A 25,007-nucleotide genomic window follows, 5' to 3' on the forward strand; every position below is an offset into this window, starting at 1 on the left:
TGCCAGCGGCAATGGCAAATGGTCTGCGCCGGGATTTAGCTTGTTTACGAGGATTCCCTCCGGAAGGCTACCTTTCTCTTTAAGAAGAGGTGTGGTTAGTGTATTACGAGATTCTAATGGTGATCCATATAAATTTGTATTGCCTGACAGAAATAGTACATATTTGATTTCTATTGGCGCTCAAGCTGTATTTTCAAACTTGAACGCTAATTCAACTATAACTTATGTGATAGTTCAACTACTTCCCCGTGATGATGTCAATTTGTGGAGTGGTTCTCCTCGGTTTAATGGCTCTTTTGAACTTGTTGGAAATAAGTGCCGTTATAATTCTTTTGTAGATTATAGATTCTATATAAACTATAATATAACTACAACAGTAGAGACCGGAGAGGAAGTATATGTTGCAATTGTTGTCGAAGGACAAAATTTGCCAGATACTATAGATGGAACCTTTTATATTGGAGAAGGAAATCATAGGACAAGCGGCTCCTATGTCCGCATCAATTAAGAATAAATTTAGCACAACGAAGAAGGGAACGCCTATACGCAGAAAGGTGTTTCCTTTTTTTGATATGTATTATGTGAAATTAAAGATGTCTGATAACCTTGCACGGATTGCCCACCGCCAGACAATTGGCAGGAATAGATTTTGTAACAACACTTCCTGCTCCGATGGTTGTGTTATCGCCAATGGTTACACCGGGCAAAATGATAGAGCCTCCTCCTATCCAAACATTACTGCCTATTGTAACGGGAGCAGAAGACGTATTCCAAAAAGCAAAAGCTTCTTTTTTATTGTTCTTGGAAAGTCTTTCATCCGGATTGATAGGGTGACCCACTGCGTAAATCTGAACATTAGGACCTATGCCCGTATTATCGCCAATTGTGATTGTATTGCAATCGAGAAAAACACAATTCATATTGATTTCGCAATTGTTGCCGATGTGGATATTTTCGCCATAATCAACAAAAAAAGGCGCTGAAATCCAAATGTTTTCACCTTTACTGCCAAGCAGTAACTGAAGAGTATTCTCAATAAAATCACTGTTTGTAGAATCAGCTTGATTAAATTGCCGCATTAGTTTTTTTGCCAGATGCCAACGAGTGATTAGTTCTTTGTCCGAAGCATCGTAATTCTCACCGGCGAGCATTTTTTCTTTTTCTGATTTCATGTTTTTATTATTTATTTACTGATTCGAATCAGTAGTTGAAAAATGTTGGTGATTATTGTACACTTTCGGGTGGAGTAAAAACCCACCCCTACAAAATATAATTAACGTTGAATAATAGCCAACATATTTGTTATAAGAAATAAATACTGATTGGTATTACTAATTATTTAACGTAATAATTAATGATCTATTATGTTTGATTTTATTGATTAGCAATAAAACCTTACCTTTGAATTTGGTAAAAAAAGAAAGAAATATGAAATATAAATCAATTATGGCTATGTTTTTGGGAGCCTCCATTTTTGCATGCAATAGTTCGGATAAAAAAGAAAATGAAGATGACGCATCTCTCATCGGTAAAGCATCGGTAACAGTTTCGGGTGGAATTATGACGCCTGAAGTCCTTTATAGCTTTGGTCGTATGGGCGACGTGCAAGTTTCGCCCGACAGGTCGAAAGTTCTTTATGGCGTAAGCTATGTCAGTATTGATCAGAATAAAACGAATCGGGAATTATTCGTTATGAATATTGATGGCTCTGATAATAAACAAATTACACAGACGAAGAAAAGCGAAGCCAATGCCATTTGGGTGAAAGGCAGTTCAAAAATTGCTTTCCTAAGTAGCGAAAGTGGCTCGTCTCAAATATGGGAAATGAATCCGGATGGAACAGACCGGGTGCAGATTAGCGAAATAGAAGGAGATGTCAGTGGTTTTTCATATTCTCCTGATGGTAAGAAGGTTTTGTTCTATAAAAATATAAAATTTGGCGAACGAACATCTGATATTTATCCTGACTTGCCACAAGCATCGGGAAGAATAATTGACGATCTGATGTATAAACACTGGTCGGAATGGGTGGAAGAAATACCACATTCTTTTGTTGCAGATTTTGATGGTTCTAAGCTATCCAATATTGTTGATATTCTGGGCGATGAGCCGTACGAGTGTCCGATGTTGCCATTCGGCGGAATGGAACAATTGGCTTGGAGCCCCGACAGCAAAACGATTGCTTATACTTGCCGAAAGAAAAAAGGGTTGGAATATTCCCTTTCCACCAATTCGGATATTTACCTGTATAATGTCGATTCGAAAGAAACAAAGAATATCACTGAGGGAATGATGGGGTATGATACAAATCCGATATTCTCAGCTGACGGAAAATTGATAGCTTGGCAAAGCATGGAGCGTGATGGATACGAGTCGGACAAAAATCGTTTGTTTGTGATGGATTTGGCTTCCGGCGAGAAAATATATGTAACCGAAAACTTTGATTATAATACAGATTTTGCCGCATGGAATGATGATAACAAGAGTCTGTTTATTGTTAGTTGTGTGGAAGCGAAAACTCAACTTTGGAATGTGGATATAGCGACAAAAGAAGTGAAGGCAATCACTCAGGGTGTTCACGATTATGAATCGTTCGGATATGCCGGCGATAAGTTGATTGCTTTGCGACACTCGATGTCGCAGCCAAATGAAATATATTCAGTAAACGTTTCGACAGGCGATGCAACGCAATTGACATTTGAGAATAAAGAAATTCTGGATCAAGTAAAAATGGGCAAGGTTGAAGAACGATGGATAGCAACGACCGACAATAAGAAAATGCTGACTTGGGTTGTTTATCCGCCTAATTTTGACCCGAATAAAAAATATCCGACGATCTTATATTGTCAAGGAGGACCTCAAAGTACCGTAAGTCAGTTTTGGTCGTACAGATGGAATCTGCAAATGATGGCCGCAAATGGTTACATCATTGTAGCGCCTAATCGCCGTGGGCTTCCCGGATTCGGGCAAGAGTGGCTGGAACAGATCAGTGGAGATTATGGAGGTCAGAATATGAAAGATTATCTATCAGCTATCGACGAATTGGCGAAAGAACCTTATGTGGATGAAACAAAACTTGGCTGCACGGGGGCAAGTTATGGCGGATTCTCTGTTTATTGGCTGGCAGGAAATCACAACAAGCGATTCAAGGCATTCTTGTCTCATGCAGGTATATTTAATCTTGAGGCTCAATATCTGGAAACTGAGGAAATGTGGTTTGCTAATTGGGATTTAGGCGGTTCTTACTGGGACAGGAATAATTCGATAGCACAACGTACGTATACAAATTCACCTCACCGATTTGTGGATAAATGGGATACGCCCATCATGATAACTCATGGCGAACTGGATTATCGCATCCTTGCTTCTCAAGGAATGATGGCTTTCAATGCTGCAAAGCTAAGGGGTATTCCTGCCCGTATGTTGATTTACCCAAACGAAAACCATTGGATATCTCAACCTCAGAACGGAGTACTTTTCCAGAGGGAATTTTTCCGTTGGTTTGATGAATATTTGAAATAAAAAGAAAATATACACGTAGTGTATTTAGGATTTTGGTGTTAACTTGTTTATTATGAGGTTTATATCAATTTTGTCATTTTGAACGAAGTGAAAAATCTGTGTATTTTCAATTAAGATCCTTCACTCTGTTCAGGATGACAAAAAGACCTCGAATTTTACTTTTGATACACCTCCTTTATTTTTTACAGATATTCGTAAAAGAACACCACTCACACGCTTTACCCGTGGGTGTTTGTGTGAAAGGAACTGCAGGATCGAATATTTCTTCCAGACAGGCATCAAACTGGGTTTTAAATTCTTCCCTGTATACTGAAAAATCGGTCATACGTATAGATCCCGTTCTTCCCGGTTTATGTATCACATCTGCGTCAAAGCCCGTATCGAACAAGTTGCGAAGAAAATAAATTCCCGGTTCTATTATCCGTTCCGGAAATTCGTTCTGATATAAATGAGCATACATGAGAACCTGCATCACGGCTTTAGGCCTGTCTTTTTCAGCTTTGTCGAAAACCTGATTCATGTTCGAAAACCGAAGCTCGCCTTTTCCTGTTTTGTAGTCGATGATGCGGGTATGTCCTTTCACTTCGTCTATGCGGTCGAGAAAACCTTTCAGGGCAACCATTTTGCCCGAGGGTAGGGGATATTCCGTCTCGATCCGTCTTTCCGATTCGATGTAGATGAAAGGCGTCAGCTTTATATCCGTTTTCAATACTTGCCTTACATAACGCCTCATAACTTCTCCTGTCAGATAGTTTTGTCCTGTCAGACGGCGTATGTCATCAGGATTTTTGAAATAATTTTTAGCAAAAGATCGTTCAATGGTATGGGTGAGGAGTTTGTCGTCTTTCGAAATATTTTTTAATAAATCGGCTGTAACCAGCTTGCCTTTCAATGGTTCGTACAGCCACTCCATAACTTCGTGAAAAATGCTGCCGAAAGTGCTTGCCTCAATGGTTTCCGTAACTTCTTCGTCTTCTTTCAATTGCTCGACCACCGAAAAATAAAATTGGAGGGGACAATCGAGATACATGTTTATGGAGCTGGCAGACAGGCTTCTGTCTCCGCCATGAAGAAAAGAGTTAAGTTTTTCTTGTACCTCTTCGGTCTTTTTCATCGAGATTGATAAACTGGCATTTGCCGAAACCTCATAAACCGCCAGACGCTCTCGTATATCGAACCGGTCGGAGTAAAGATGTTTCAATTGGTAGAAATAACGGCTTATCTCACCTGTTTGCAAACCTTCTGTGCGTGTGTCGTATAGCAGGTAGATGCGTCTCGCACGGCTTATCATCCTGTAAAAGTGATAGGCATAAACGCTGTCTTGATGTTCGTAAGTAGGTAATCCGAAACCATGACGGAGATTGTAGGGAATGAACGAGTTTGTGGCTTTTTTCAGGGGAAATATGCCCTCGTTCATCGACAGGATTATCAAATTTTCAAAATCTAATGCACGGGTTTCCAAAACCCCCATTACCTGTAAGCCGGAAAGGGGTTCACCCGAAAAAGGAACGCTAATGCCTGCAATGAGTTTCCTCAGTAGGCGGAAATAAGTGTCGACAGACATTTCCGTCACGGAAACTTTTTTGAGCGATTCGTCCATCTTGTTTATTGTCTTGTAATATTCGATAATAAACTCACTCTCAATGTCAAGCTGCGAAGCATCGGTGTCTTCGGCTGCTTCTTTTCTTTTCGAGTAGGTGAATTTATTTATCTGCGACAATATTTTTTGTAAGTATCCCGACACATCCTTACAATCGTCAATAGGCGTGAAAATGAGTTCCAGTAAGGGGTGAATCGCAAACAGTTTGGTCGGCACAACATGTTTGTTGTATTTTATTATTTCTTGTTTCAAATGCTGAACTTCCGAAGGAAGGAAAGCCATCAGGTATCTATGGTTCAGTATTGGTAATACGAAGCGGAAATAGAAACCGATGCCTTCATCGGAAAAACGTATATTCTTTTGCAAGTCGAATATTTGTTCCATCAATCCTGCCACAGAAGAGTGATGCAGGTTGTAACCCATTGTCACATTAATCTTTTCAATGCTTTTAGGAATTGAATAGAGAGTGGGCAAAAGGAGGTTTTCGTCGGGCAATACAACCGCAGTATTCAGGGCATTATCGGCAGATTGTATGTGATTTTCGTCAACAAGCGTTTGCAGAATGGTGTGCACATACTTTGCCTGTCCCACCGAAGACGGAATTCCGACAACTTCAATAGTCGGGTTTTCCATAAATAATTTTTCCGCATCAAGCTGATATTGAGACGGAAACTGCACCCTGTTTTTGTCGATAAAGAAAGAAGACTTATTGTATGCGTCTTTCACCATCGGCGATGAATAGTCCCAATAAAAATCGGCTATTCCTGTGTTTTTCAAATATTTCAGTAATTCTTCTTCCGACTTGCTATGCGCATTAAGACCAACGAAAATAATTTTCTCGAAAGGCAAGTCCATCACTTCCTTATCTTTGGCACGTTGGGCAACATCCCTGAAAATCATGCCTTCGTATGCAAGTCCTTTTTCTATCAGGTCGTTTCTTAAAGATGTGTACAACTGAAACAATATTTGCCACATCTCCATGAAATCTTTTTTCTTTTCACTATCTCCAATGGGCAGAAAGCTAGACCAGAAACGGCGTATAGCCATGATTTGATCTTCTGTCAAGAAGCTGAATCCGGCGTCAATTTCTTTCAGGTCGTATACATTCCTGAACAATTGCTGTGCATCGACCATGTATTTGTCCACATCGTCAAAATCGTTCAAGAGCATTTCGCCCCAAAACACAAACTCGTCAAAACTCTCGGACGAAGAACTTATCTTCTTATAATTGTCGTAAAGAGTAAACAACAACTCAATCCTGTCGGTGATACGGTATTCCGTAAGCATTGCAAACAGATCGGCAACGGTCAGAATTTGTGGCGAAAATATCGGCTGTTTGGACAGTTGCGATAAATATTTCTGAAAAAATAGTCCGGTTCTTCTGTTGGGAAAGACAAAAGTAAATTTACTGATATCTTTGCCATGATGTTTGTAATATGTTTTAGCTACATTAAATAGAAAAGGGGTCATCCAAATAGTTTTTAGGCTAATATACAAATAAAAAGTTAGGTTTGATAACTATTCCTGCACGTATGCGGTGATGATATTTGTTATAATCTATCAGGCTTTCACCATAACCATTGAAATATTCGACAAACAAATACTGGTTCGTATTCGTCGAGAAACGGTACGACAGGTTCATCGTAATGTTTGCGCTCAGATCGGACGTGCTGCGTTTTGTGAGCAGAAGTCCGACATTAAATCTGCGTCCTTTGCTGTAATCAATGCCCAGATGCCCCCAGCCTTTATATTTAACGATGTCTTTATTGTTACCTCCATCCACAAGTGGAATCCACGCCTTAGCCTGAACGGTCCAGTGCCTGTTTATTTTCAGCAGTCCCATGAAGCTAATCTTGTTCCAACTTCGAGAATAATCTTCATCTTTACCGTTCGATTCGTGCTCTAACTGGAAAGATAGTACTCCTAAAAACCTATTCTTGTAAGCCAATGCACGCCCAAGTCCGATTGTTGGGTTGAAATTGAGGTCACGGAAAGGAAACGATTCCCTGAAAATATCCCAATAAGCAAGTTGGGTAAAGGTTAGGAACAAATAGCTGTTGAAAGGCAATACGCTGTTTGTAAGGCGTTGAGATACACTGATTTGTATTTTTGCGTCGGAGTTGAATTTACTCACACGCCCCGACATTGTGGTTCCGGCTATGATGTAATTATTTTTGTATATTCCAAATGATGGACTATTATCAAATTCTTTCAGTATGTTTCTGGCATTGAGTGTCGAATCGGGACGGAAAACATCACCCAAAACTTTTTCGGCTTTCAGTTTTATCAGCTCCGACCTATTCAGGCTATCTTTAGGATGCTCCTTGTGTGTTATCGAATCATTGGACAGGTGTTCCTGTCCATACGTATGTATAGATGAAAATAGAAATATCAGAGTAAATAAAAAACAAGTCTTCATCATAATGGAAAATTTGGCTTGTGTCTTTTTTATGTTTTAATTGTATATTGAATAAAATTATATATGATTTATCCTTAGCTGATTATAGTATTCATCGGTTTGAATTATTCAATAAATATATATTTACGGGTGGAGTAGAACCCCACCCCTACAAACCACCCTCACCCATTTTCCCCCTAAGGGAGGAGGGGATTTATTCCCTCTCCTTTGGAGAGGGTTGGGGAGAGGTGTATTCAACTACTGATTCTCATTATTTTATAAATCTATAACATATTATTTGTTAATAAGTTCACACATAACCTCATAAGCAATGGGGCATGTAGAAGTATTTTTAACCGTCAGGTTGTATATCTGCACAAAGCGTTTCCTGTCGGTATGAGGATATTCCCTGCATGCCTTGGGTCGAGATTCGTATATCTGGCAATAATTGTCGGGCATCAGGAACGGGCAGGGCATCGACTTGAATACATAATCTTTGTCTTCGTCAATCCTGAGATATTTTTCCATAACTTCCGATGGCTTTATTCTCAATGCTTTAGCCATGCGTTCAACATCTTTGTCGTATATGGCCGGCCCAAGAGAACGGCAGCAATTGGCACACAGAAGACAGTCAATTTCTTCAGAATACTTTTCGTGAAGCTCATGTACTTCGTGATCCATCTTTTCCAGACGTTTTTTATTCTTTTTTAAAAATTGATTAAATCCGGGTTTCGCCTTTTCAGCTAAAAAACTTAAATCAGAATATTTATCCTTCTTCTCTTTCATCGTATCTAGTCATTTCTCCTACCAATGGGACACGCATCCTGACGATGATCTCTTCGCGTGAGTATCCAAATCCGATCAGGTGCATCAATTTGGTGACGGCAGCTTCTGTTGTCATGTCAAATCCGCTGATTATGCCTGCTTTAAGCAATTGTTGCCCTGTTTCGTATCGTTGCATCTCCACCGATCCCATTGCGCACTGAGTTACATTCACAATTATGACACCTCTTTTCACGGCCTTAGCCAATGCCTCCAAAAACCAATCGGAACGCATCGCATTGCCCGACCCAAATGTTTCCAGAACCACAGCTTTCAGCGATTCGATGTCTAATATCGTTTCCACTATGTTTTGTGGTATTCCGGGAAAAAGTTTCAAAACTACAATATGTTCGTCCATTTTGTAGTGAAATCTTACTTTTTTCTCATGGTTTGGAGTCAAAAGTTTCGATCTGTCGTATCGTATTTTTATACCGGACTTGGCAAGGTTGGGATAATTGAAAGACCTGAACGCATTGAAATTGTCGGCATTCACTTTCGTAGACCTGTTTCCCCTTATCAGGTCGTTCTGAAAGAAAATGCAAACTTCCGAAACAATCGAATAGCCAAGATTGTCTTTGTCGGCGGCAATTTCCAGGGCGGTGATAAGATTTTCCTTCGCATCGGTACGCAACTTACCGATGGGTAGCTGTGCCCCGGTCAGAACAACGGGTTTATCCAGGTTTTCTATCATAAAACTGAGTGCCGATGCCGTGTAAGACATGGTGTCGGTTCCGTGCAGAATAACAAATCCGTCATATTGCTCGTAGTTTGTTTCGATGATATTTACCAGTTTTTGCCAATGAATAGGAGTCAGGTCGGAAGAATCTATCGGCGGGTCAAACACTATCGGCTCAACCTGAAACTTAAACCGCCTGAGTTCGGGCAGATGGTCTGTAATCTGGCTGAAATTGAATGCTTCGAGGGCTCCGGTCACATTATTTTCAATCATCCCGATTGTTCCCCCGGTGTATATCAGTAATATGTTGGCATTCGAATCTATCATATCAGCCCCCTTTCCATCCTAAATTTTGAAACAAAGTTAATGTTTTCTGCCAATAATAAGTCCTATGAGTATTTATACTTAGAAACCGTCTAGACTTTTTCGTTTTATTCAATTTTGTCATCCTGAGAGTATCGAAGGATCTGTTTTTTAGATGTTTCACTACGTTCAACATGACAAAAACTCAAAAATTAAGTATAATTTAAAAAGTCTAGATGACTTCTTAAAATAATAATTTTGGAAAAATGTCGGCTACATTTTTGTTCACTATTTCAGACAATTCTTTTAAGTTCATATTCAAAGTTTCACCTAGTTTTTGATAAACGAGTTTCACCGGAATTTGTTTATCGTCTGTTTCGCAAAATAGCTTGTCAACGGGAATTTCTCTTGCCGATTGGCTGTTGAACTTTTCACCAATTGAAAAATAAAACCCATATTTCAGCAACTGTCTCGTCAATTCGGGTTTGCCTCTATATCCGTGTATTATCCACGGCTGTTTAGGGTTGAATTTTTTATGCGAATCAATAAGCTCTTCCCATGCCTTCACGCAATGAATGATAAGAGGTTTTCCGATGGTTTCCGAAAATTGGATTTGGGTTTCGAAGATATGCCTTTGCGATTGCATGTCACCACCTTTCAGCCTGTCGTATCCGGCTTCGCCAATAGCTATAATCCGATCGTTGGCTATAACTTCTTGCAAATAATTCAGCTGCGAATCGGCATTGTCGGAATACCAGGGATGCAATCCACACGAAAAGCAACATGACAGAGACGTGTCTTCTTTGGCTACTTCAAACTCTAGCGGATATACATTAAAGATGCGATTACAATAATCTCCGTTTTCTTCCTGTTGGCAGAAAGGGTTGTGTGTATGAATATTATAATAGTTCATAACGAAAAAACAAAAACTTACCTCGATTGCTAAGGTACATAAAATATGTTTGAGTTTGTGGTCTTCGCTCTAAGAATTAGTAATATTATCCGTATATTTGTGTGATATAGAAAATAAAATCAGTCAATCAATGATTCATATAAAAGGCGTCACAAAAAAGTTTGACCAATTGCAAGTGCTGAAAGGTATTGATCTTAGTGTGGAAAAAGGCGAAATAGTTTCTATTGTAGGAGCCAGCGGAGCCGGAAAAACGACCTTGTTGCAGATAATAGGCACTTTGGATAAGGCCGATTCGGGGTCGATCAATATTAATGGTTATGAGGTGTCAAGATTTAATGACAACCAATTATCTGAATTCAGGAATAAGAATATTGGTTTTGTGTTTCAGTTTCACCAGTTATTACCCGAATTTACGGCATTGGAGAATGTGATGATTCCTGCGCTGATAGCCAAGACTAAAGAGGCAGAGGCAAAAAAGAAAGCATTGGATCTGTTAGATTTGTTGGGATTGTCGGATAGGGTGGGGCACAAGCCTAACGAGTTGTCGGGAGGCGAAAAGCAGCGGGTTGCCGTTGCCCGTGCATTGATCAACGATCCTGCGGTGATTTTGGCCGATGAGCCATCCGGTAGCTTGGATACTGAAAATAAAGTGGAGTTGCATAAGCTCTTTTTCGATTTAAGGGACAGGCTCGGACAAACCTTTGTCATTGTTACCCACGACGAGGATCTGGCAAAACTTACAGATAGAACTATACACATCAAGGATGGTGTTATCATATAAAATTGAGTAAAGATGGAAAGTAAACAACCGGCAATAAAGGTAGGTTTTCTTATTTCGTACGATTATAAATATGTAAAGGAAGCCCTTCCATTGGTTTATCCTTTTGCAGATTACATCGCATTTGCTATCGATAAGGATAGGAAAACATGGAGCGGTAATAATTTCATATTACCCGAATCTTTTTTCGATTGGGTGAGAGAATATGATGTGGACAATAAAATTCATATTTACGAAGATTCTTTTTATGTTTCTGAATTGTCGTCAATAGAATGTGATGTCAGAGAGCGCAACATGCTTTCGTCTTATATGGGGTTAGACGGATGGCATATTTTTGTAGATTCCGATGAGTATTTCTTAGATTTTGAGAATTTTGTGAAATATATAAAATCGTTGAATGCTAATATTCCTACTCAGATATATGCAGGCTTGATTACATTATTTCAGAAAGATGACAATGGCTATTTTGTGATTAATACTCATGAAACGTATCCGGTGGCAACAAATAATCCTCGGTATGTTGGATGCCGTTTATCTGAAAACTTTGAGATCAGTTTATATACAAACTTTAAGGTGCTGCATCAAAGCTGGGCAAGAGACAATGACGAAATCAAGCAAAAGTTATCGAATTGGGGACACAAAACCGATTTTGATGTAGAGGCATATTACAATTTCTGGAAAGCTATCAACAAACAAACATATCGTTATGTCCGTAGTTTTCATCCTCTCGATCCTTGGTTGTGGCCATCGCTTGAATATTTTGAAGCAAAAGATATTCAAGAATTGACCCGAAAAGTGAAAGATTTTTTGCAGGAAAAAGAAAATGCAAAAAATAGGGAGGACAATATCCGGTTAAAAGATATTATTCCCCCCATTTTGTATAAGTTGAAAGCCAGATTGAAGAAGAAGTAAAGCTATCTTACTTGTTCATAGCGCTTTGTGTGTCTCCATCTTTTCCAGTTTGTTGGTCAAACCCTTTATGTTTGCGCCACCCATTTCCATGTCGGGAACCATTCCTAAAATACAGCTTATAAGCGGAACAAAAAACAAAAGCACCTTCCGCTGTTGGAAGATGCTTTTGCTGTTATAGTTTAGCAAATATTATTTTGCTTTCTTCTTTTCGAATTTATTCTTCAACATTTCGTATGCAATTGGAGTTGCAGTGAACAGTGAAGAATATGTACTTATCACAACCCCAATCAACATTGCAAATGTAAAGCTCCTGATTGTGTCTCCTCCGAAGATGAAGATACAAAGCACTACAAGGAATGTACTGAACGATGTATTGAATGTACGTGAAATAGTAGAGTTCAAGGCTTCGTTTACAGTTTCACCGATAGGGCGTGTAGGATAGTTTTTCCTGATTTCACGGATACGGTCGAAAATAACCACCTTATCATTGATCGAGTAACCTACAACCGTCAAGATTGCAGCAATGAAAGTTTGGTCAATCTCCATCGAGAATGGCATTATTTTGTATAGGAACGAATACATTACTATTACAAAAAAGGCATCATGCGCAACCGCCACAATCGTACCGACTGAGAACGCCATGTCTCGGAAACGGATAAGGATATACAATCCCATACAGATGATAGCCAAAATCACAGCTATAAAAGACGACTTGATGAGGTCTTCCGCCACGCTAGGCCCAACTACTTGCACACTTTGTATGTAATCGTTGATAGTCTGCCCTTCTGCAATATATCCTTTAAGCGCATTGTTAAATTTCTCCCTGATTTCAAGTTCCACTTGTTCTGGGTTGCTGGCATCTATCTTATAGTTGGTAGTGATACGTTGTTTGTCTGATCCCATCGTGATAACACGTATCAAAGCTCCGGATTCTTCAAACTCGGCAGTAAGTGCTTTTTCAACATCAGATGTTTTTACATTTTGTTCGAATTGAACAATGTAGTTACGTCCTCCGGTGAAGTCGATACCCTGATTCAGTTTTAGTGTGAACAGTGAAACAACACCTAATGCAAGGATAACTCCCGACAAGATGAATGCTTGTTTATGTAATTTCAAGAACTGAATCTTCGTATTTGTCAAGAAGTTCTTAGAAATAGCTGTTACAAAAGTAAGGTTTCCGAATTTTCCTCTCGATAAGAAGTAATCATACACAACACGAGTCAGATATACCGCCGTGAAGAACGATGCGATGATACCGATAAGTAACGTTGTGGCAAAACCTCTGATAGGGCCAGAACCGAAGTAAATCAAGATGGCTGCGGTAATAATCGACGTCAAGTTACCATCGAAGATAGCCGAGAATGCGTGCTTGTAACCATCCATGATGGCATTTTTCACATTTTTGCCTGCACGAAGTTCTTCTTTAGTTCTTTCATAGATAAGCACATTGGCATCGACAGACATTGCCAATGAAAGCACAAGACCTGCAATGCCGGGAAGTGTCAATACTGCACGGAACGAAGCCAAAATACCAATCGTAAAGAATATATTTACCAGAAGCGCACCATTAGCAATCAAGCCCGGTATAAAGCCATACATAAGGAATATATATGTCAACAAAACAACCAAAGCGATGATAAAGGAAACAACACCGGCCTGAATAGCTTCTTGTCCCAAAGAAGGACCTACGATGTCTTCCTGCACAATGCGGATACCGGCTTTCATTTTACCCGATTTCAGAACGTTTTCCAAGTCACGAGCTTCTTGCACGGTAAAGTTACCTGTGATAACAGAGCTTCCTCCGTCAATTTTCGATTGCACGTTAGGCGCAGAATATACATAGCCGTCAAGAAGAATAGCAACAGCTTCTTTCTTCTGCATGGCGTCTTCGGTAATAGCACTCCATTGGGTAGTTCCCTTCGAGTTCATTTGCATACTCACCTGATATCCTTTTTGTGGGTCAAGGTCAACTCTGGCTGATGTAATCACATCACCTTCCAGCGTTGGGCCTTTTTTAGTACCCACTCCACGTAGAGCATAAAGTTCGAAATACGTTTCTTCGTTATATGGTTGTCCGAATACCGCTTCAATTGCTTTTTCGTATTCAGCTTTAACTTCTTTATCCATATTGTCTGTGCTGAATGCTTTGAAGCCCCAGGCAAATTTCAGGTCGATAGGATATGAATCTCTGAATTTGTAAAGTATCTCGTTGATTGCTGCCGTGTCATTTCTGTTTGCCAAACCTATCACAGCACCACTTACAGGAGCTTCAACCTTAAGCATTTCGAACAAGGTTTTCGATAGTTTGTCTTTGTCTGCAGTCTCTGTTGCTGCCAACTGAGGCGCAGCTTGTTTTGCGCTGTCCGGTTCAACCGTTGTAGAGTCATTTGCTGCGGTTGCGGTTGAGTCTGCAACTACCGGAGCAGCAGTGGTGCGATCGAGGCGTTTTGCGCTTTCTTCATTAACATAAGCCAAGTCGGAAATAGCTGCACCACGGTCGAAAACTCTCCAAAACTCAAGGTTTGCGTTTCCTTGAAGTAGCTTTTTAACACGCTCAGGCTCTTTAATACCGGGTAGTTCTACAAGAATACGTTCTGCACGGTTATTCAACTTCTGAATGTTTGGAGCAACAACACCATAACGGTCGATACGTGTTGTTAATATCTGAAACGAGTTGCTGGCAACACTTTGCATTTCTTCATCCAACACAGACTTGATTTGCGCATTTGTTACCTTGTTTTTATCTTTATTAATTTTTTCAATAGGTTCTTTAAGCGACCCCGAACCAAAAATGTCGACAAGACGGGCATCCTTATTTATGGACTCGTACTTTTCAACAAAAAGGCTCACAAAGTCTTTGCTCGTACCTTTTGTGTTTTCTTCTACTGTTTGTTTTATTGCTTCCTGAAATTGAGGGTCGTCTGTGTTGGCCAAAGACTGCAACACAGCTGCAGCGTCAATTTCCAACATTACGGTCATACCACCCTTAAGGTCAAGACCTAACCCAATTTCTCTTTCCCGACATTGCTTTAAAGTATAGCCAAGCCATACTTTTTTTGTAGAAAGCGAATCAAGAATTTCTGCTTCTCTCAGAGGATCGCCGTTTGCCTCTGTGGCTGCCTTATTGTCATAATATCTTGTTACGAAAGTAAAAGACATATAAAATAAACACACCAGAGTTAATAAAACGGCAAAAACCTTTACAAATCCCTTGTTTTGCATGTTTTAAATTTAATTATTTATATATTATTTTTGTTATTTAATTACCAAAACCCTCAAAAGTACAAACTTTTCAGCGTGCAAATATAACCTTTTTATTTTTTTTTGTTGCCTTACTGCTAAATATTTATTTATATTCTGAAATATATGCCGGTTTTTGGTTTTAAAAATATCCGTATACATATTAAAAAAAGTAGTACGTAAATTGTGTTTTTTCTATTATTTGGCTAATTTCGGGCACACAAACCATAATTGACTATGAAGTATTATCTGTTTTCAATATGTACATTGGTCTTGTTGCTGAGTTCATGTTCTACTACGTACTTTTATTCAACAATGAACACAAACGATCCTTACACTCAGAAAAATAACAATGGAGAGTTTGTATATGAAGGTGATAGCCTTGATGTTTACTACCGGTTCAATGGAGAGAATGCCCCAATTTCGGTTGGCGTAAGAAACAAGACATCGCATCCCATATATGTAGACTGGCGGGAGTCGGGTATCACTCTTGATGGAGAATTTTCTCCTTATCTTCCCCCATATCAGGTAAGAGAAGGGCAAGAGCACGACAGGCTGGTGACGGATATGGAAGGCATTGCCAAAATATTTCCCGGTGAGCGCATAGACAGGGTGTTGCTTGAACTGTCGAATTTCAATTTCCACAAAATAAAGAGCCGAAAATATAAACACTCGTACAAAGACGGGAACGGCGAAGAGTATCCCGTAGCCAAATTTACTGAAAATGATACGCCTATCCACCTTTTCACATATCTTACAGTTTACCTGAAAGCCGATGATATGCAGCAACCGCTCGCTTTCGAGAGTGACTTTTATTTGGAAGGAATGTATAAGGCGAAAAACCGTTCGCCGGAAAAAATTGTGGGTTACAGCAAAAAACGGGGCGACATGTTTTATGTAAGAAAGGAAACCGGACATAAGTTTTGGGGCGGTGTTGGCAAAGGCTTGGAAATTTTAGGCGGAACCATCCTTGTTGTTGGGGCTGTTGCGCTGGAGGTTGCCCTCGATTCGGGTGATGATTAAGATAAAACAAAATATGAATGTGTATTTTGTATCGGGTTTTCTTGCCAATTGCCGGGTCTTCGACAAGATTAAATTGCCGGAAGGATTTGAAAAGAAATATCTGGAATGGTATATCCCTCGTGGAGATGAATCATTGGAAGAATATGCCCGTGAAATGGCAAAAGAGGTAGATATTACCCGTCCATTTGTACTGATCGGCTACTCTTTCGGAGGATTGGTGGTGCAGGAAATGAACCGTTTTCTACGTCCGAAAAAGACTATCATAATGGCTTCCATGAAAAGCAAAGCCGAAGAGCCTTCCATGTTCGGAATAGGACGGAAAGTAAAGTTTGCCGACCGCTTCCCGATGGATGTGATATCGAAAGATAGTGTCTTGAGTAAGCTATATATAAAATATGTGTACCATATACCTCCGTCCGAATCAGAACTTTTCATTGACAATATTGATCCTGTCTACATGAAGTGGTCGATAAAACAGTTGCTTGATTGGACGCCTCCTGCCGAAATTGAAAACCTGTATCACATACAAGGAACAAAAGACCGGACATTCCCAATCAAAGGAATCACCGGTGCAATAGAGGTTGAAAATGGCGACCACCTGATGGTGATGAAAAAAGCGAGAGAGATTAATAAAATTCTATCTGAAATTTTGCGTAAAAATTGAAAATGTCTTATTTTTAATCATCCTCAAAGAAAAGGCTTAATTGTATGGATAACGATTTGATAATAAGACAAGAATTGGAGAAAGACTATCCGGCGGTGAAAAAGTTGGTAAAAGCTGCTTTCGCCGACGAACTGCATAGCGACCATAAGGAGCATGAGTTGGTTGAGAAACTCAGGCAGACGGACGCTTTTGTTCCTCCGTTGTCGTTGGTGGCAGTGTTGGAGAAAAAGATCGTAGGATATATTCTGTTGTCTGAAATTACGGTGGGCGAATCAAACTTTACTTCGTTGGCAATGGCTCCTGTTGCGGTTTTGCCTGAATTTCAGAATCAAGGAATCGGCAGCCTTTTAATAAGGGAAGCTCACGAAAAAGCAAAGGATCTAGGCTATACTTCTGTGATTCTGCTAGGTCATAAAGACTATTATCCTAAGTTTGGATACAAGCCTTTGGGCGATTTCGGAATACAATTGCCTTTTGATGTGCCTCAGGAATATGCGATGGGACTGGAGCTTGTTTCCAACGCCTTGAATGGAATTTCGGGGCGGGTGCATTATCCTCCGGCTTTTTTTGATTAGTTTGTCCTGCGTGCAGTCAAACTAAGACTTCAATTTAGCCTCTTCCCAGAGCACATCCATTTCGGCGAGGGTCATATTCTTAAGATCTTTACCCTGAAGTTTGGCTTGCTGCTCAATATAGTTGAAACGATGGATGAATTTCTGGTTAGTACGTTCCAATGCGTTATCAGGATTCACTTTGTATAAACGGGCAGCATTGATAAGACTGAAAAACAAGTCGCCGAACTCGGCTTCCATTTTGTCCTGATTCATCTGCGAAATTTCCGATTGAAGTTCGTTAAATTCCTCATTCACTTTCTGCCACACATCTTCTTTTTGCTCCCAGTCAAAACCCGCATTACGAGCCTTGTCTTGTATGCGATGAGCCTTGGCGATGGATGGCAAGGAAGCCGGAACTCCTTCCAGAACGGTTTTGTTGCCGCCTTTTTCTTTCAGTTTCAATTGCTCCCACGATTGCTCGACCTGACCCGCCGTTTCTGCGGCATCGTTGCCAAAAACGTGAGGATGACGATAGATGAGTTTGTCGCAAAGGGCGTTGCAAACATCGGCTATATCGTAAGCCGATTTCTCCTCCCCTATTTTGGAATAGAAAACAATATGCAGAAGCACATCTCCAAGTTCTTTTTTTATCTCCTGATCATCATTTTTTATGATCGCCTCGCAAAGTTCGTATGTTTCTTCTATTGTATTGGTGCGTAAACTCTCGTTAGTCTGCTTTGCATCCCACGGGCATTTTTCCCGCAGTTCATCCATTATGTCAAGCAAACGCCCGAAAGCCTCTAGTTTTTGATCTCTGGTATTCATTCTTTACTTTTTTCCCTAAAGTTGTTCAATCCTATATTCAGGAATTTTATATAATCGTCTACGTTTTCGTTGTAGGCATACCACGGTCCTATCGGGTTGCCGTCCGAGCCCAGCAATACGTAGTAAGGTTGAGAATTCGTCCCAAACTTATGCCTTTGCAGGTAGCTCCACTTGTCTCCCACAGTTTTCAATTTCCGGACTTCTCCATTTGCCTCCTTTACTTCCAGAACTTCCGGAAGGCTCTTTTTATCGTCAACCATCAGGGTGATGAGCACATAGTCATTCTCCAGAATATTTTTCACACGAGAGTCAATCCAAACCGAATTTTCCATCTTGCGGCAATTTACACAACCATATCCGGAAAAGTCAATAATCACAGGTTTGTTGTTTCTACGGGCATAAGCCATGCCTTCGTCGTAATCTTCAAATTTGGCATGTACATCTCCGTCGTAAAGATTAAAGTCCTGAGTTTTCAATGGCGGAGCAAAAGCACTGATCGCTTTCAGTGGCGCACCCCATAATCCGGGAATCAGATAAACCGCAAAGCTAAGAGATATGATAGCAAGGAATAACCTCGTCACCGAAACATGTTTCAGGTCGCTATCATGGGCAAATTTTAGTTTTCCCAAGAGATATACACCTAACAGTATAAATATAATTATCCACAAAACAAGGAATACCTCCCTGTCCAGGATTCTCCATCCATAAGCAAGGTCTGCTACCGATAAGAATTTCAAAGCCAAAGCCAGTTCCAGAAATCCGAGAACGACTTTAACCGAATTCAGCCAACCACCTGATTTTGGCATGCTCTCCAACCAAGACGGGAATATGGCAAACAAGGCAAAAGGTATGGACAATGCCAAGGAGAAACCTAGCATCCCCATTGCCGGTGCAATTATGGCTCCACTTACGGCAGACTCAACCAAAAGAGTCCCGATGATTGGTCCTGTACAGGAAAAAGACACCAATGCCAGCGTGAATGCCATGAAAAATATGCTCAACAAACCTGTTGTTGAATCGGCTTTGCTATCCATCTTGTTTGTCCACGATGATGGCAATACAATCTCAAATGCACCGAAGAAGGATGCCGCAAAAACAACCAACAAGGCAAAAAACAACAGGTTGAAAATGGCACTTGTAGATAAATCGTTCAAAGCGCTGGCTCCGAATATGGCAGTTATTATGAGTCCTAACAGTACATAAATAACCACAATAGAAAGACCATAGGTCACAGCATCTTTTATTGCACCCGCCCTGCTTTTCTTATTTCTTTTCAGGAAGAAGCTGACAGTCATCGGAATCATTGGCCAGATACAGGGCATAAACAAAGCTAACAATCCTCCGCCAAAACCGAGAATAAAAATCATTATCAGCGACCGGTTCGATATACCATCCTCTGCTCTGAAAGGTTTCAGTTGATCCGTTACAGGAGTCCAAAGGTCTGTCTCCGAACCGGATGCTCCTATGTTTTCAGGAACAGCGGGTGATGCCGTAGCAACTGTGTCTACACTTGTTTTTTCAATAGCAACAGCAACAGTATCTGCTGTTACAGGTTGCTCTTCTTTATTGTTATCTGCGCCTACAACCAGAGTTTGCGGCAACTGAGCCGAGGTAAAACTAAAGGATATCGGGTCGGGAGGTGTACATGTTTCATCGTTGCAAGCCTGAGCACGTATATCGCCCTCCATCTTGAATTTGGCTTTATCCGTAACCTTAAACCGTTGTGTAAAACTTACCGAGTTGTCGAAATACGCAACCTGCATATCGAATATCTCATCGTAAACTTTAGTAGATGTTCTGTTTGCTTTAAACTTCCCAAGCTTTGTTGCTCCTTGAAGTTCGTCGATAGTCAATGTTGTGGGGTTAGGACCTCCTTCGGGAAGGTTAGTGTCGTACAGATGCCAGTTTGCGGCTATTGTTGCTGTGGCTACAAGGTCTATTTCGCCGTTGCCTTTGTCTACAAGACTAAATTTCCATGAAACAGGATTTGAGGCCAAAGACAGAGTAACAAATAGGGAAATAAATGTTACTAATAAAAAAAATTTCTTCTTCATAAAGTTTTCACCATATTTGGGGATACAAAGATAAAGATTATAATAATTACCTTTACACGAAAAATTGTCAAATTAAGTTTATGCTTACAAAATCAATCATTGTCGCTGTCGACAACAATAACGCTATTGGTAAAGATAACAAATTGCTTTGCCATCTTCCAAACGATTTGAAATATTTTAAATCTGTAACAAGTGGACATCCTGTCATCATGGGACGAAAAACATTTGACTCGTTGCCCAACGGGCCTTTACCCAACAGGCGGAACATTGTGCTTTCGAGGCAAGACATACTGATAGACGGATGTGAAGTTTGCCATTCGATGAATGAAGCTCTTGAACTGTGCAAGGATGAAGAGGTGGTTTTTATTATCGGTGGCGCATCCATATACAAAGATGCGATGACTATCGCCGACAAACTTTATGTCACTTATATTGACCATACGTTTGAAAACACCGACGCCTTTTTCCCGAATATAGATACAACTGAATGGGAAGAAGTGTCAAGGACATATAATTCTCCTGACGAAAAAAATCGCTATGCGCACTCGTTCGTTTTGTATAGGAGGGTATGTCAAAAGTAAAATTACACTATCAAGGTGTTACTGATTTTTGTCATTGAGTAGCCTTCGCTACTCAATGACAAAAAGGCTCTTAGATTTTCAGCTTACTCAATATTTCTTCCGTTGCTTTCGACAGGCCCTCTACATTCTTGCCTCCTGCCGTAGCAAAGTGAGGCTGACCGCCGCCACCGCCTTGTATATGTTTTGCAGCTTCACGCACTATTTGCGAAGCATTGAACCCTCTGGCTACAAGGTCGTCCGAAAACATGAGGGTAAGCATTGGTTTTCCCTCCGTATCTGTTGAACCGATGAAAACAGAATTAGCGGGATATTCTCCTTTAATCTGGAATGCAATATCTTTTGCGATATCTGCCGGTATATGCCCACGCATCGTGAATACGGATATTCCGTTTATATCTTGTTTTTGTTTTATGATGGCTTCTTTAAGGCGGACAGACTTTTCTTTTACATATTCTTCCACCTGCTTTTTCATTTCGGCGTTTTCTTCAACAAATTTGCGGATAGCCTGAACCAGATTCGGTGCATTGTGAAATATAGCTTTCATTTCCATCAATACCTCTTGCTGACCATAGAAATAATCTTCGCAAGCCTCTGCCGTAATAGCCTCCACACGACGGATTCCTGCGGCAATAGAACTTTCGGCAATGATGCGGAACGACCCTATGCGTCCTGTTGAAGAGATATGCGTACCCCCGCACAACTCAACCGAATCGCCAAAACGGACAACACGCACTTCTTCTCCATATTTCTCGCCGAAAAGAGCCATTGCTCCCATTTCTTTTGCCTGTGCGATGGGTACGTGGCGATTTTCAGTTAGGGTAATATTTTCCCTTATTTTTGAAGTAACCATGCGTTCTACTTTTCTTATTTCCTTGTCGGTAAGTTTCTGGAAATGCGCGAAGTCGAACCTGAGAACTTGCGGCGAAACATAAGATCCTTTCTGTTCTACATGTTCGCCAAGCACCTCTCTCAAAGCCGAATGAAGCAAGTGAGTTGCAGTATGGTTACATTCCGTCGCCGTTCTGTTCTTTGCATTGATTTGAGCAATAAACGTAGCTGTGATATCAGCAGGCAATTTAGCGGTCAAATGTACCGAAAGGTTATTTTCTCTCTTCGTGTCGAATATTTCAATTTTTTCGTCACCATTTATCAGCCAACCACTATCGCCAACCTGACCTCCCATTTCGGCATAGAAAGGAGTACGATCGAGAACCAATTGGAAATATTCGCCCGACTTTTGTTTAATCTTTCTGAAACGAAGTATTTGTGCCTCCGATTCTGTGAAATCGTATCCTACAAATACAGGTTCACCTTCTTTTATTACAGTCCAGTCTCCCGTTTCCACGGCTGCTGCGTTGCGGGCACGGTCTTTCTGTTTCTGCATTTCGGTCTTGAAACCATCTTCGTCAACGGTCATATTGTTTTCACGCAAGATGAGTTCCGTCAAATCGAGAGGAAAACCGTATGTGTCATACAGGGTGAAAGCGTCTATTCCGGCAAGAACGGTTTGGTTTTTAGCTTTAGCTTCGGCTATATGTTTTTCGAGAAGTTTAATTCCTGTTTCCAATGTACGCAGGAAAGAATCTTCTTCTTCTTTCATTACTTTTTCTATCAACGTTTTTTGCTGCTCCAGTTCGGGGTAAGCCTCTCCCATAGTCGTCAGTAGAGCAGGGATAAGTTTGTACATAAAGGCTTGGTGCTGACCAAGGAAAGTATATCCGTAGCGAACAGCCCGACGAAGAATACGGCGAATCACATATCCCGCTTTAGCATTCGAAGGCAATTGCCCGTCGGCAATGGAAAATGCAATGGTGCGCACATGGTCGGCAATAACACGCATGGCAATATCTTTCTTTTCGTCTTTGCCATATTCCGATTGCGTCATACCTGCAAGCGTGCGGATTATCGGTTGGAAGACATCCGTGTCGTAGTTCGATGTTTTACCTTGCACAGCCATACAAAGGCGTTCAAAACCCATACCTGTGTCGATAACACGGGCAGGAAGCGGCTCCAGCGATTTGTCCGCTTTGCGGTTGAATTGCATGAACACAAGATTCCATATTTCAATTACCTGAGGATGACTTTCATTAACTAAAGTAAGAGCATCCACTTTTGCCCTCTCGTCATCGGGGCGAAGGTCGATATGTATCTCAGAACAAGGTCCACAAGGACCCGTTTCGCCCATCTCCCAGAAATTATCTTTCTTGTTACCGTTTATTATTCTGTCTTTCGACAAATATTTTTCCCAATAGCCCGCTGCTTCATCGTCACGTTGCAAGCCTTCATCAGGACTTCCCTCGAAAACAGTTACATACAGTCTGTCTTTATCAAGTTTAATGACTTCCGTCAGATATTCCCATGCCCATTCTATCGCCTCTTTTTTGAAGTAGTCGCCAAACGACCAGTTTCCAAGCATTTCGAACATTGTGTGATGATAAGTGTCCAACCCAACTTCCTCCAGGTCGTTGTGCTTACCGCTTACACGGAGACATTTTTGAGAATCTGCCACCCTCGGATATTTAATGGGGGCATTGCCCAGAATTATATCTTTAAATTGGTTCATTCCCGCATTGGTAAACATAAGCGTAGGGTCGTCTTTTATCACCATAGGTGCGGAAGGTACAATCTGATGTCCTTTCGAATGGAAAAAATCTTTGAATGAATTACGGATTTCTTTAGATGTCATCATTGTATTATATATTTTTGCTTTTTTCTTTTTCAGTTTCTTTAATTAAATATAGTTTGCAAAAATAACTCAAAAACTTTACTTTTGCCCTTCATGTCCAATAAAAAGTAAGACAGAACTATTTATATTTCATGAAGAAAAAAATCTATTATCGATACAATCCTCAAACTTTGTCTTACGAGAGAGTCTACCCCAGTCTGTCGAAACGGATTTTTAACATTGTACGTAATCTTCTGGGAGGAATAATAATAGGAGCTGTTGGTTTTTGGCTGATTACGAACTATGTGGTTGAATCGCCTCACGAAGTAGGTCAAAGAAAAGAGATCAACATGATGAGGGCAAACTACGAAATGCTATCGAAACGATTTGACGGAGCCTTGAAGGTTATGAAAGACATGCAGCAACGTGACGATAACATGTACCGGGCAATTTTTCATGCCGAACCCATCCCTCAGGAAATTCGTTATTCCGGATATGCCAACATGTCTAAATATGAAGAACTGATGAGCCTGAACAATCCGGAAATGATAGTACAGACCAATCAGAAATTAGACTTATTGAACAAACAGTTATATATACAATCCAAATCGTTTGACGACATTGTGGTGATGATAGGCAAGCAGAAAGACCGCCTGTTGCATGTGCCATCCATTCAGCCGGTAGCCAACAAAGACTTGTCGCGCGTGGCTTCGGGATATGGTATGCGCATCGACCCCGTTTACGGTACCCCACGATTCCATGCGGGTATGGACTTTACGGCAAAAACGGGAACGGATGTGTATGTAACAGGAAACGGAACCGTGACGTATGCCGACTGGAAACAAGGGTACGGAAATTGTATTATCATAGATCACGGATACGGATACGAAACACTATATGCCCACTTAGATTCTTATAATATTAAAGAAGGCCAACAAGTGGTGCGTGGCGAAAAAATAGGGGAAGTGGGTAATACCGGAAAATCGACCGGGCCACATCTTCACTACGAGGTGCGTGTGAAAGGAAAGCCGGACAATCCTGCCAATTACTATTTCATGGATTTGACTGCCGAAGAGTATGACCAGATGTTGCGGATATCGGCAAACCACGGTCAGGTTATGGACTGATTAAGGACTGAAGTATGATTGATTTTGACAACAGCAAAAAATTGTATTTCTCCATAAAGGAGGTTGCTATTCATTTTGGCATAAATGAGTCGACTCTCAGGTTCTGGGAAACCGAGTTCAAAGAGGTTGCGCCCCGCAAATCGGCAGGAGGTGTGAGACAGTACACACGTTTGGATATCGACCAGATAGCAATCGTATATCATCTTCTGAAAGAAAAAAAACTTTCCATCGAAGGAGCTAAACAAGTTTTAAGTACAAAAAAAGACGAGGAAACCCGCCGTCAGGAAATCCTTAAACGACTGGAAGGCATAAAAAAAGAACTTAACGACCTGATGGGTGCGTTTGACTAA

At 40.7% G+C, this 25,007-nt stretch carries 20 protein-coding genes; 10 read left to right on the forward strand and 10 right to left on the reverse strand.

Annotated features, from left to right (window positions below):
- The coding region (locus D0T56_RS10040; RefSeq protein WP_163320017.1) for a hypothetical protein at positions 1-508 on the forward strand (508 nt) is incomplete at its 5' end.
- Between the two features lie 79 nt (positions 509-587).
- On the opposite strand, the gene D0T56_RS10045 is transcribed toward D0T56_RS10040, so the two are convergent.
- Positions 588-1,172 (reverse strand): sugar O-acetyltransferase, encoded by a 585-nt coding sequence (locus D0T56_RS10045; protein WP_163320018.1) that lies wholly within the window; start codon positions 1,170-1,172, stop codon positions 588-590.
- Between the two features lie 256 nt (positions 1,173-1,428).
- On the opposite strand from D0T56_RS10045, the gene D0T56_RS10050 reads away from it, so the two are divergent.
- The gene (locus D0T56_RS10050; protein WP_163320019.1) at positions 1,429-3,522 is read left to right on the forward strand and encodes a S9 family peptidase; all 2,094 of its coding nucleotides are present in this window, start codon (positions 1,429-1,431) and stop codon (positions 3,520-3,522) included.
- A gap of 175 nt (positions 3,523-3,697) precedes the next feature.
- Here the strand turns inward: D0T56_RS10050 and D0T56_RS10055 are convergent, their stop codons facing one another.
- The 5 genes from D0T56_RS10055 to D0T56_RS10075 form a co-directional block, all read right to left on the reverse strand.
- A complete protein-coding gene (locus tag D0T56_RS10055; RefSeq protein WP_163320020.1) occupies positions 3,698-6,592 on the reverse strand; it encodes a PD-(D/E)XK nuclease family protein in 2,895 nt (964 codons plus the stop codon).
- A 16-nt stretch (positions 6,593-6,608) separates the two neighbouring features.
- A complete protein-coding gene (locus D0T56_RS10060) occupies positions 6,609-7,544 on the reverse strand; it encodes a phospholipase A (RefSeq protein WP_255491150.1) in 936 nt (311 codons plus the stop codon).
- Positions 7,545-7,814: 270 nt separating this feature from the next.
- On the reverse strand, positions 7,815-8,306 hold the full coding sequence (locus tag D0T56_RS10065) for a YkgJ family cysteine cluster protein (protein ID WP_163320021.1): 492 nt from the start codon (positions 8,304-8,306) through the stop codon (positions 7,815-7,817).
- Positions 8,287-9,345 carry an asparaginase gene (locus D0T56_RS10070; protein WP_163320022.1) on the reverse strand — a complete coding sequence of 353 codons (1,059 nt, stop codon included), beginning with the start codon at positions 9,343-9,345 and terminating at the stop codon, positions 8,287-8,289. Before D0T56_RS10070 ends, D0T56_RS10065 begins: the two co-directional genes overlap by 20 nt.
- A 220-nt stretch (positions 9,346-9,565) precedes the next feature.
- Positions 9,566-10,234 (reverse strand): TatD family hydrolase, encoded by a 669-nt coding sequence (locus D0T56_RS10075; protein WP_163320023.1) that lies wholly within the window; start codon positions 10,232-10,234, stop codon positions 9,566-9,568.
- 130 nt (positions 10,235-10,364) lie between these two features.
- Here D0T56_RS10075 and D0T56_RS10080 point away from each other — a divergent pair, with 130 nt between their 5' ends.
- Together D0T56_RS10080 and D0T56_RS10085 are read left to right on the forward strand one after the other, a co-directional pair.
- Positions 10,365-11,015, forward strand: coding sequence for an ABC transporter ATP-binding protein (locus tag D0T56_RS10080; protein WP_163320024.1), 651 nt, complete (start codon positions 10,365-10,367; stop codon positions 11,013-11,015).
- A 12-nt stretch (positions 11,016-11,027) separates the two neighbouring features.
- The gene (locus D0T56_RS10085; protein ID WP_163320025.1) at positions 11,028-11,924 is read left to right on the forward strand and encodes a hypothetical protein; all 897 of its coding nucleotides are present in this window, start codon (positions 11,028-11,030) and stop codon (positions 11,922-11,924) included.
- Between the two features lie 189 nt (positions 11,925-12,113).
- On the opposite strand, the gene secDF is transcribed toward D0T56_RS10085, so the two are convergent.
- On the reverse strand, positions 12,114-15,146 hold the full coding sequence (secDF, locus tag D0T56_RS10090; RefSeq protein WP_163320026.1) for a protein translocase subunit SecDF: 3,033 nt from the start codon (positions 15,144-15,146) through the stop codon (positions 12,114-12,116).
- Between the two features lie 255 nt (positions 15,147-15,401).
- Between secDF and D0T56_RS10095 the strand changes: the two genes are divergently transcribed.
- From D0T56_RS10095 to D0T56_RS10105, 3 genes are read left to right on the forward strand one after another with little or no spacing between them, the layout of a single operon-like run.
- On the forward strand, positions 15,402-16,187 hold the full coding sequence (locus D0T56_RS10095; protein WP_163320027.1) for a hypothetical protein: 786 nt from the start codon (positions 15,402-15,404) through the stop codon (positions 16,185-16,187).
- A 13-nt stretch (positions 16,188-16,200) separates the two neighbouring features.
- Positions 16,201-16,851, forward strand: a complete 651-nt coding sequence (locus tag D0T56_RS10100) for an alpha/beta hydrolase (RefSeq protein WP_163320028.1) — start codon at positions 16,201-16,203, stop codon at positions 16,849-16,851.
- A gap of 44 nt (positions 16,852-16,895) precedes the next feature.
- Positions 16,896-17,426, forward strand: a complete 531-nt coding sequence (locus D0T56_RS10105) for a GNAT family N-acetyltransferase (protein ID WP_163320029.1) — start codon at positions 16,896-16,898, stop codon at positions 17,424-17,426.
- Positions 17,427-17,447: 21 nt separating this feature from the next.
- Here D0T56_RS10105 and mazG read toward each other — a convergent pair whose 3' ends face one another.
- Both mazG and D0T56_RS10115 read right to left on the reverse strand, forming a co-directional pair.
- A complete protein-coding gene (gene mazG / locus D0T56_RS10110) occupies positions 17,448-18,230 on the reverse strand; it encodes a nucleoside triphosphate pyrophosphohydrolase (RefSeq protein WP_163320030.1) in 783 nt (260 codons plus the stop codon).
- Positions 18,227-20,284, reverse strand: coding sequence for a cytochrome c biogenesis protein CcdA (locus D0T56_RS10115; protein ID WP_163320031.1), 2,058 nt, complete (start codon positions 20,282-20,284; stop codon positions 18,227-18,229). The genes mazG and D0T56_RS10115 overlap by 4 nt, the downstream gene beginning before the upstream one ends.
- A gap of 80 nt (positions 20,285-20,364) precedes the next feature.
- Here D0T56_RS10115 and D0T56_RS10120 point away from each other — a divergent pair, with 80 nt between their 5' ends.
- Positions 20,365-20,865 (forward strand): dihydrofolate reductase, encoded by a 501-nt coding sequence (locus D0T56_RS10120; RefSeq protein ID WP_163320032.1) that lies wholly within the window; start codon positions 20,365-20,367, stop codon positions 20,863-20,865.
- Positions 20,866-20,935: 70 nt separating this feature from the next.
- On the opposite strand, the gene alaS is transcribed toward D0T56_RS10120, so the two are convergent.
- Positions 20,936-23,554: an alanine--tRNA ligase gene (gene alaS / locus D0T56_RS10125; RefSeq protein ID WP_163320033.1), complete on the reverse strand. Its 2,619-nt coding sequence runs from the start codon at positions 23,552-23,554 to the stop codon at positions 20,936-20,938.
- A 128-nt stretch (positions 23,555-23,682) separates the two neighbouring features.
- On the opposite strand from alaS, the gene D0T56_RS10130 reads away from it, so the two are divergent.
- Together D0T56_RS10130 and D0T56_RS10135 are read left to right on the forward strand one after the other, a co-directional pair.
- On the forward strand, positions 23,683-24,657 hold the full coding sequence (locus tag D0T56_RS10130; RefSeq protein WP_163320034.1) for a M23 family metallopeptidase: 975 nt from the start codon (positions 23,683-23,685) through the stop codon (positions 24,655-24,657).
- Positions 24,658-24,671: 14 nt separating this feature from the next.
- Positions 24,672-25,007 (forward strand): MerR family transcriptional regulator, encoded by a 336-nt coding sequence (locus D0T56_RS10135; protein ID WP_163320035.1) that lies wholly within the window; start codon positions 24,672-24,674, stop codon positions 25,005-25,007.

This window comes from Dysgonomonas sp. 520 (assembly GCF_010501095.1).
Classification (GTDB): Bacteria; Bacteroidota; Bacteroidia; order Bacteroidales; family Dysgonomonadaceae; genus QVMP01.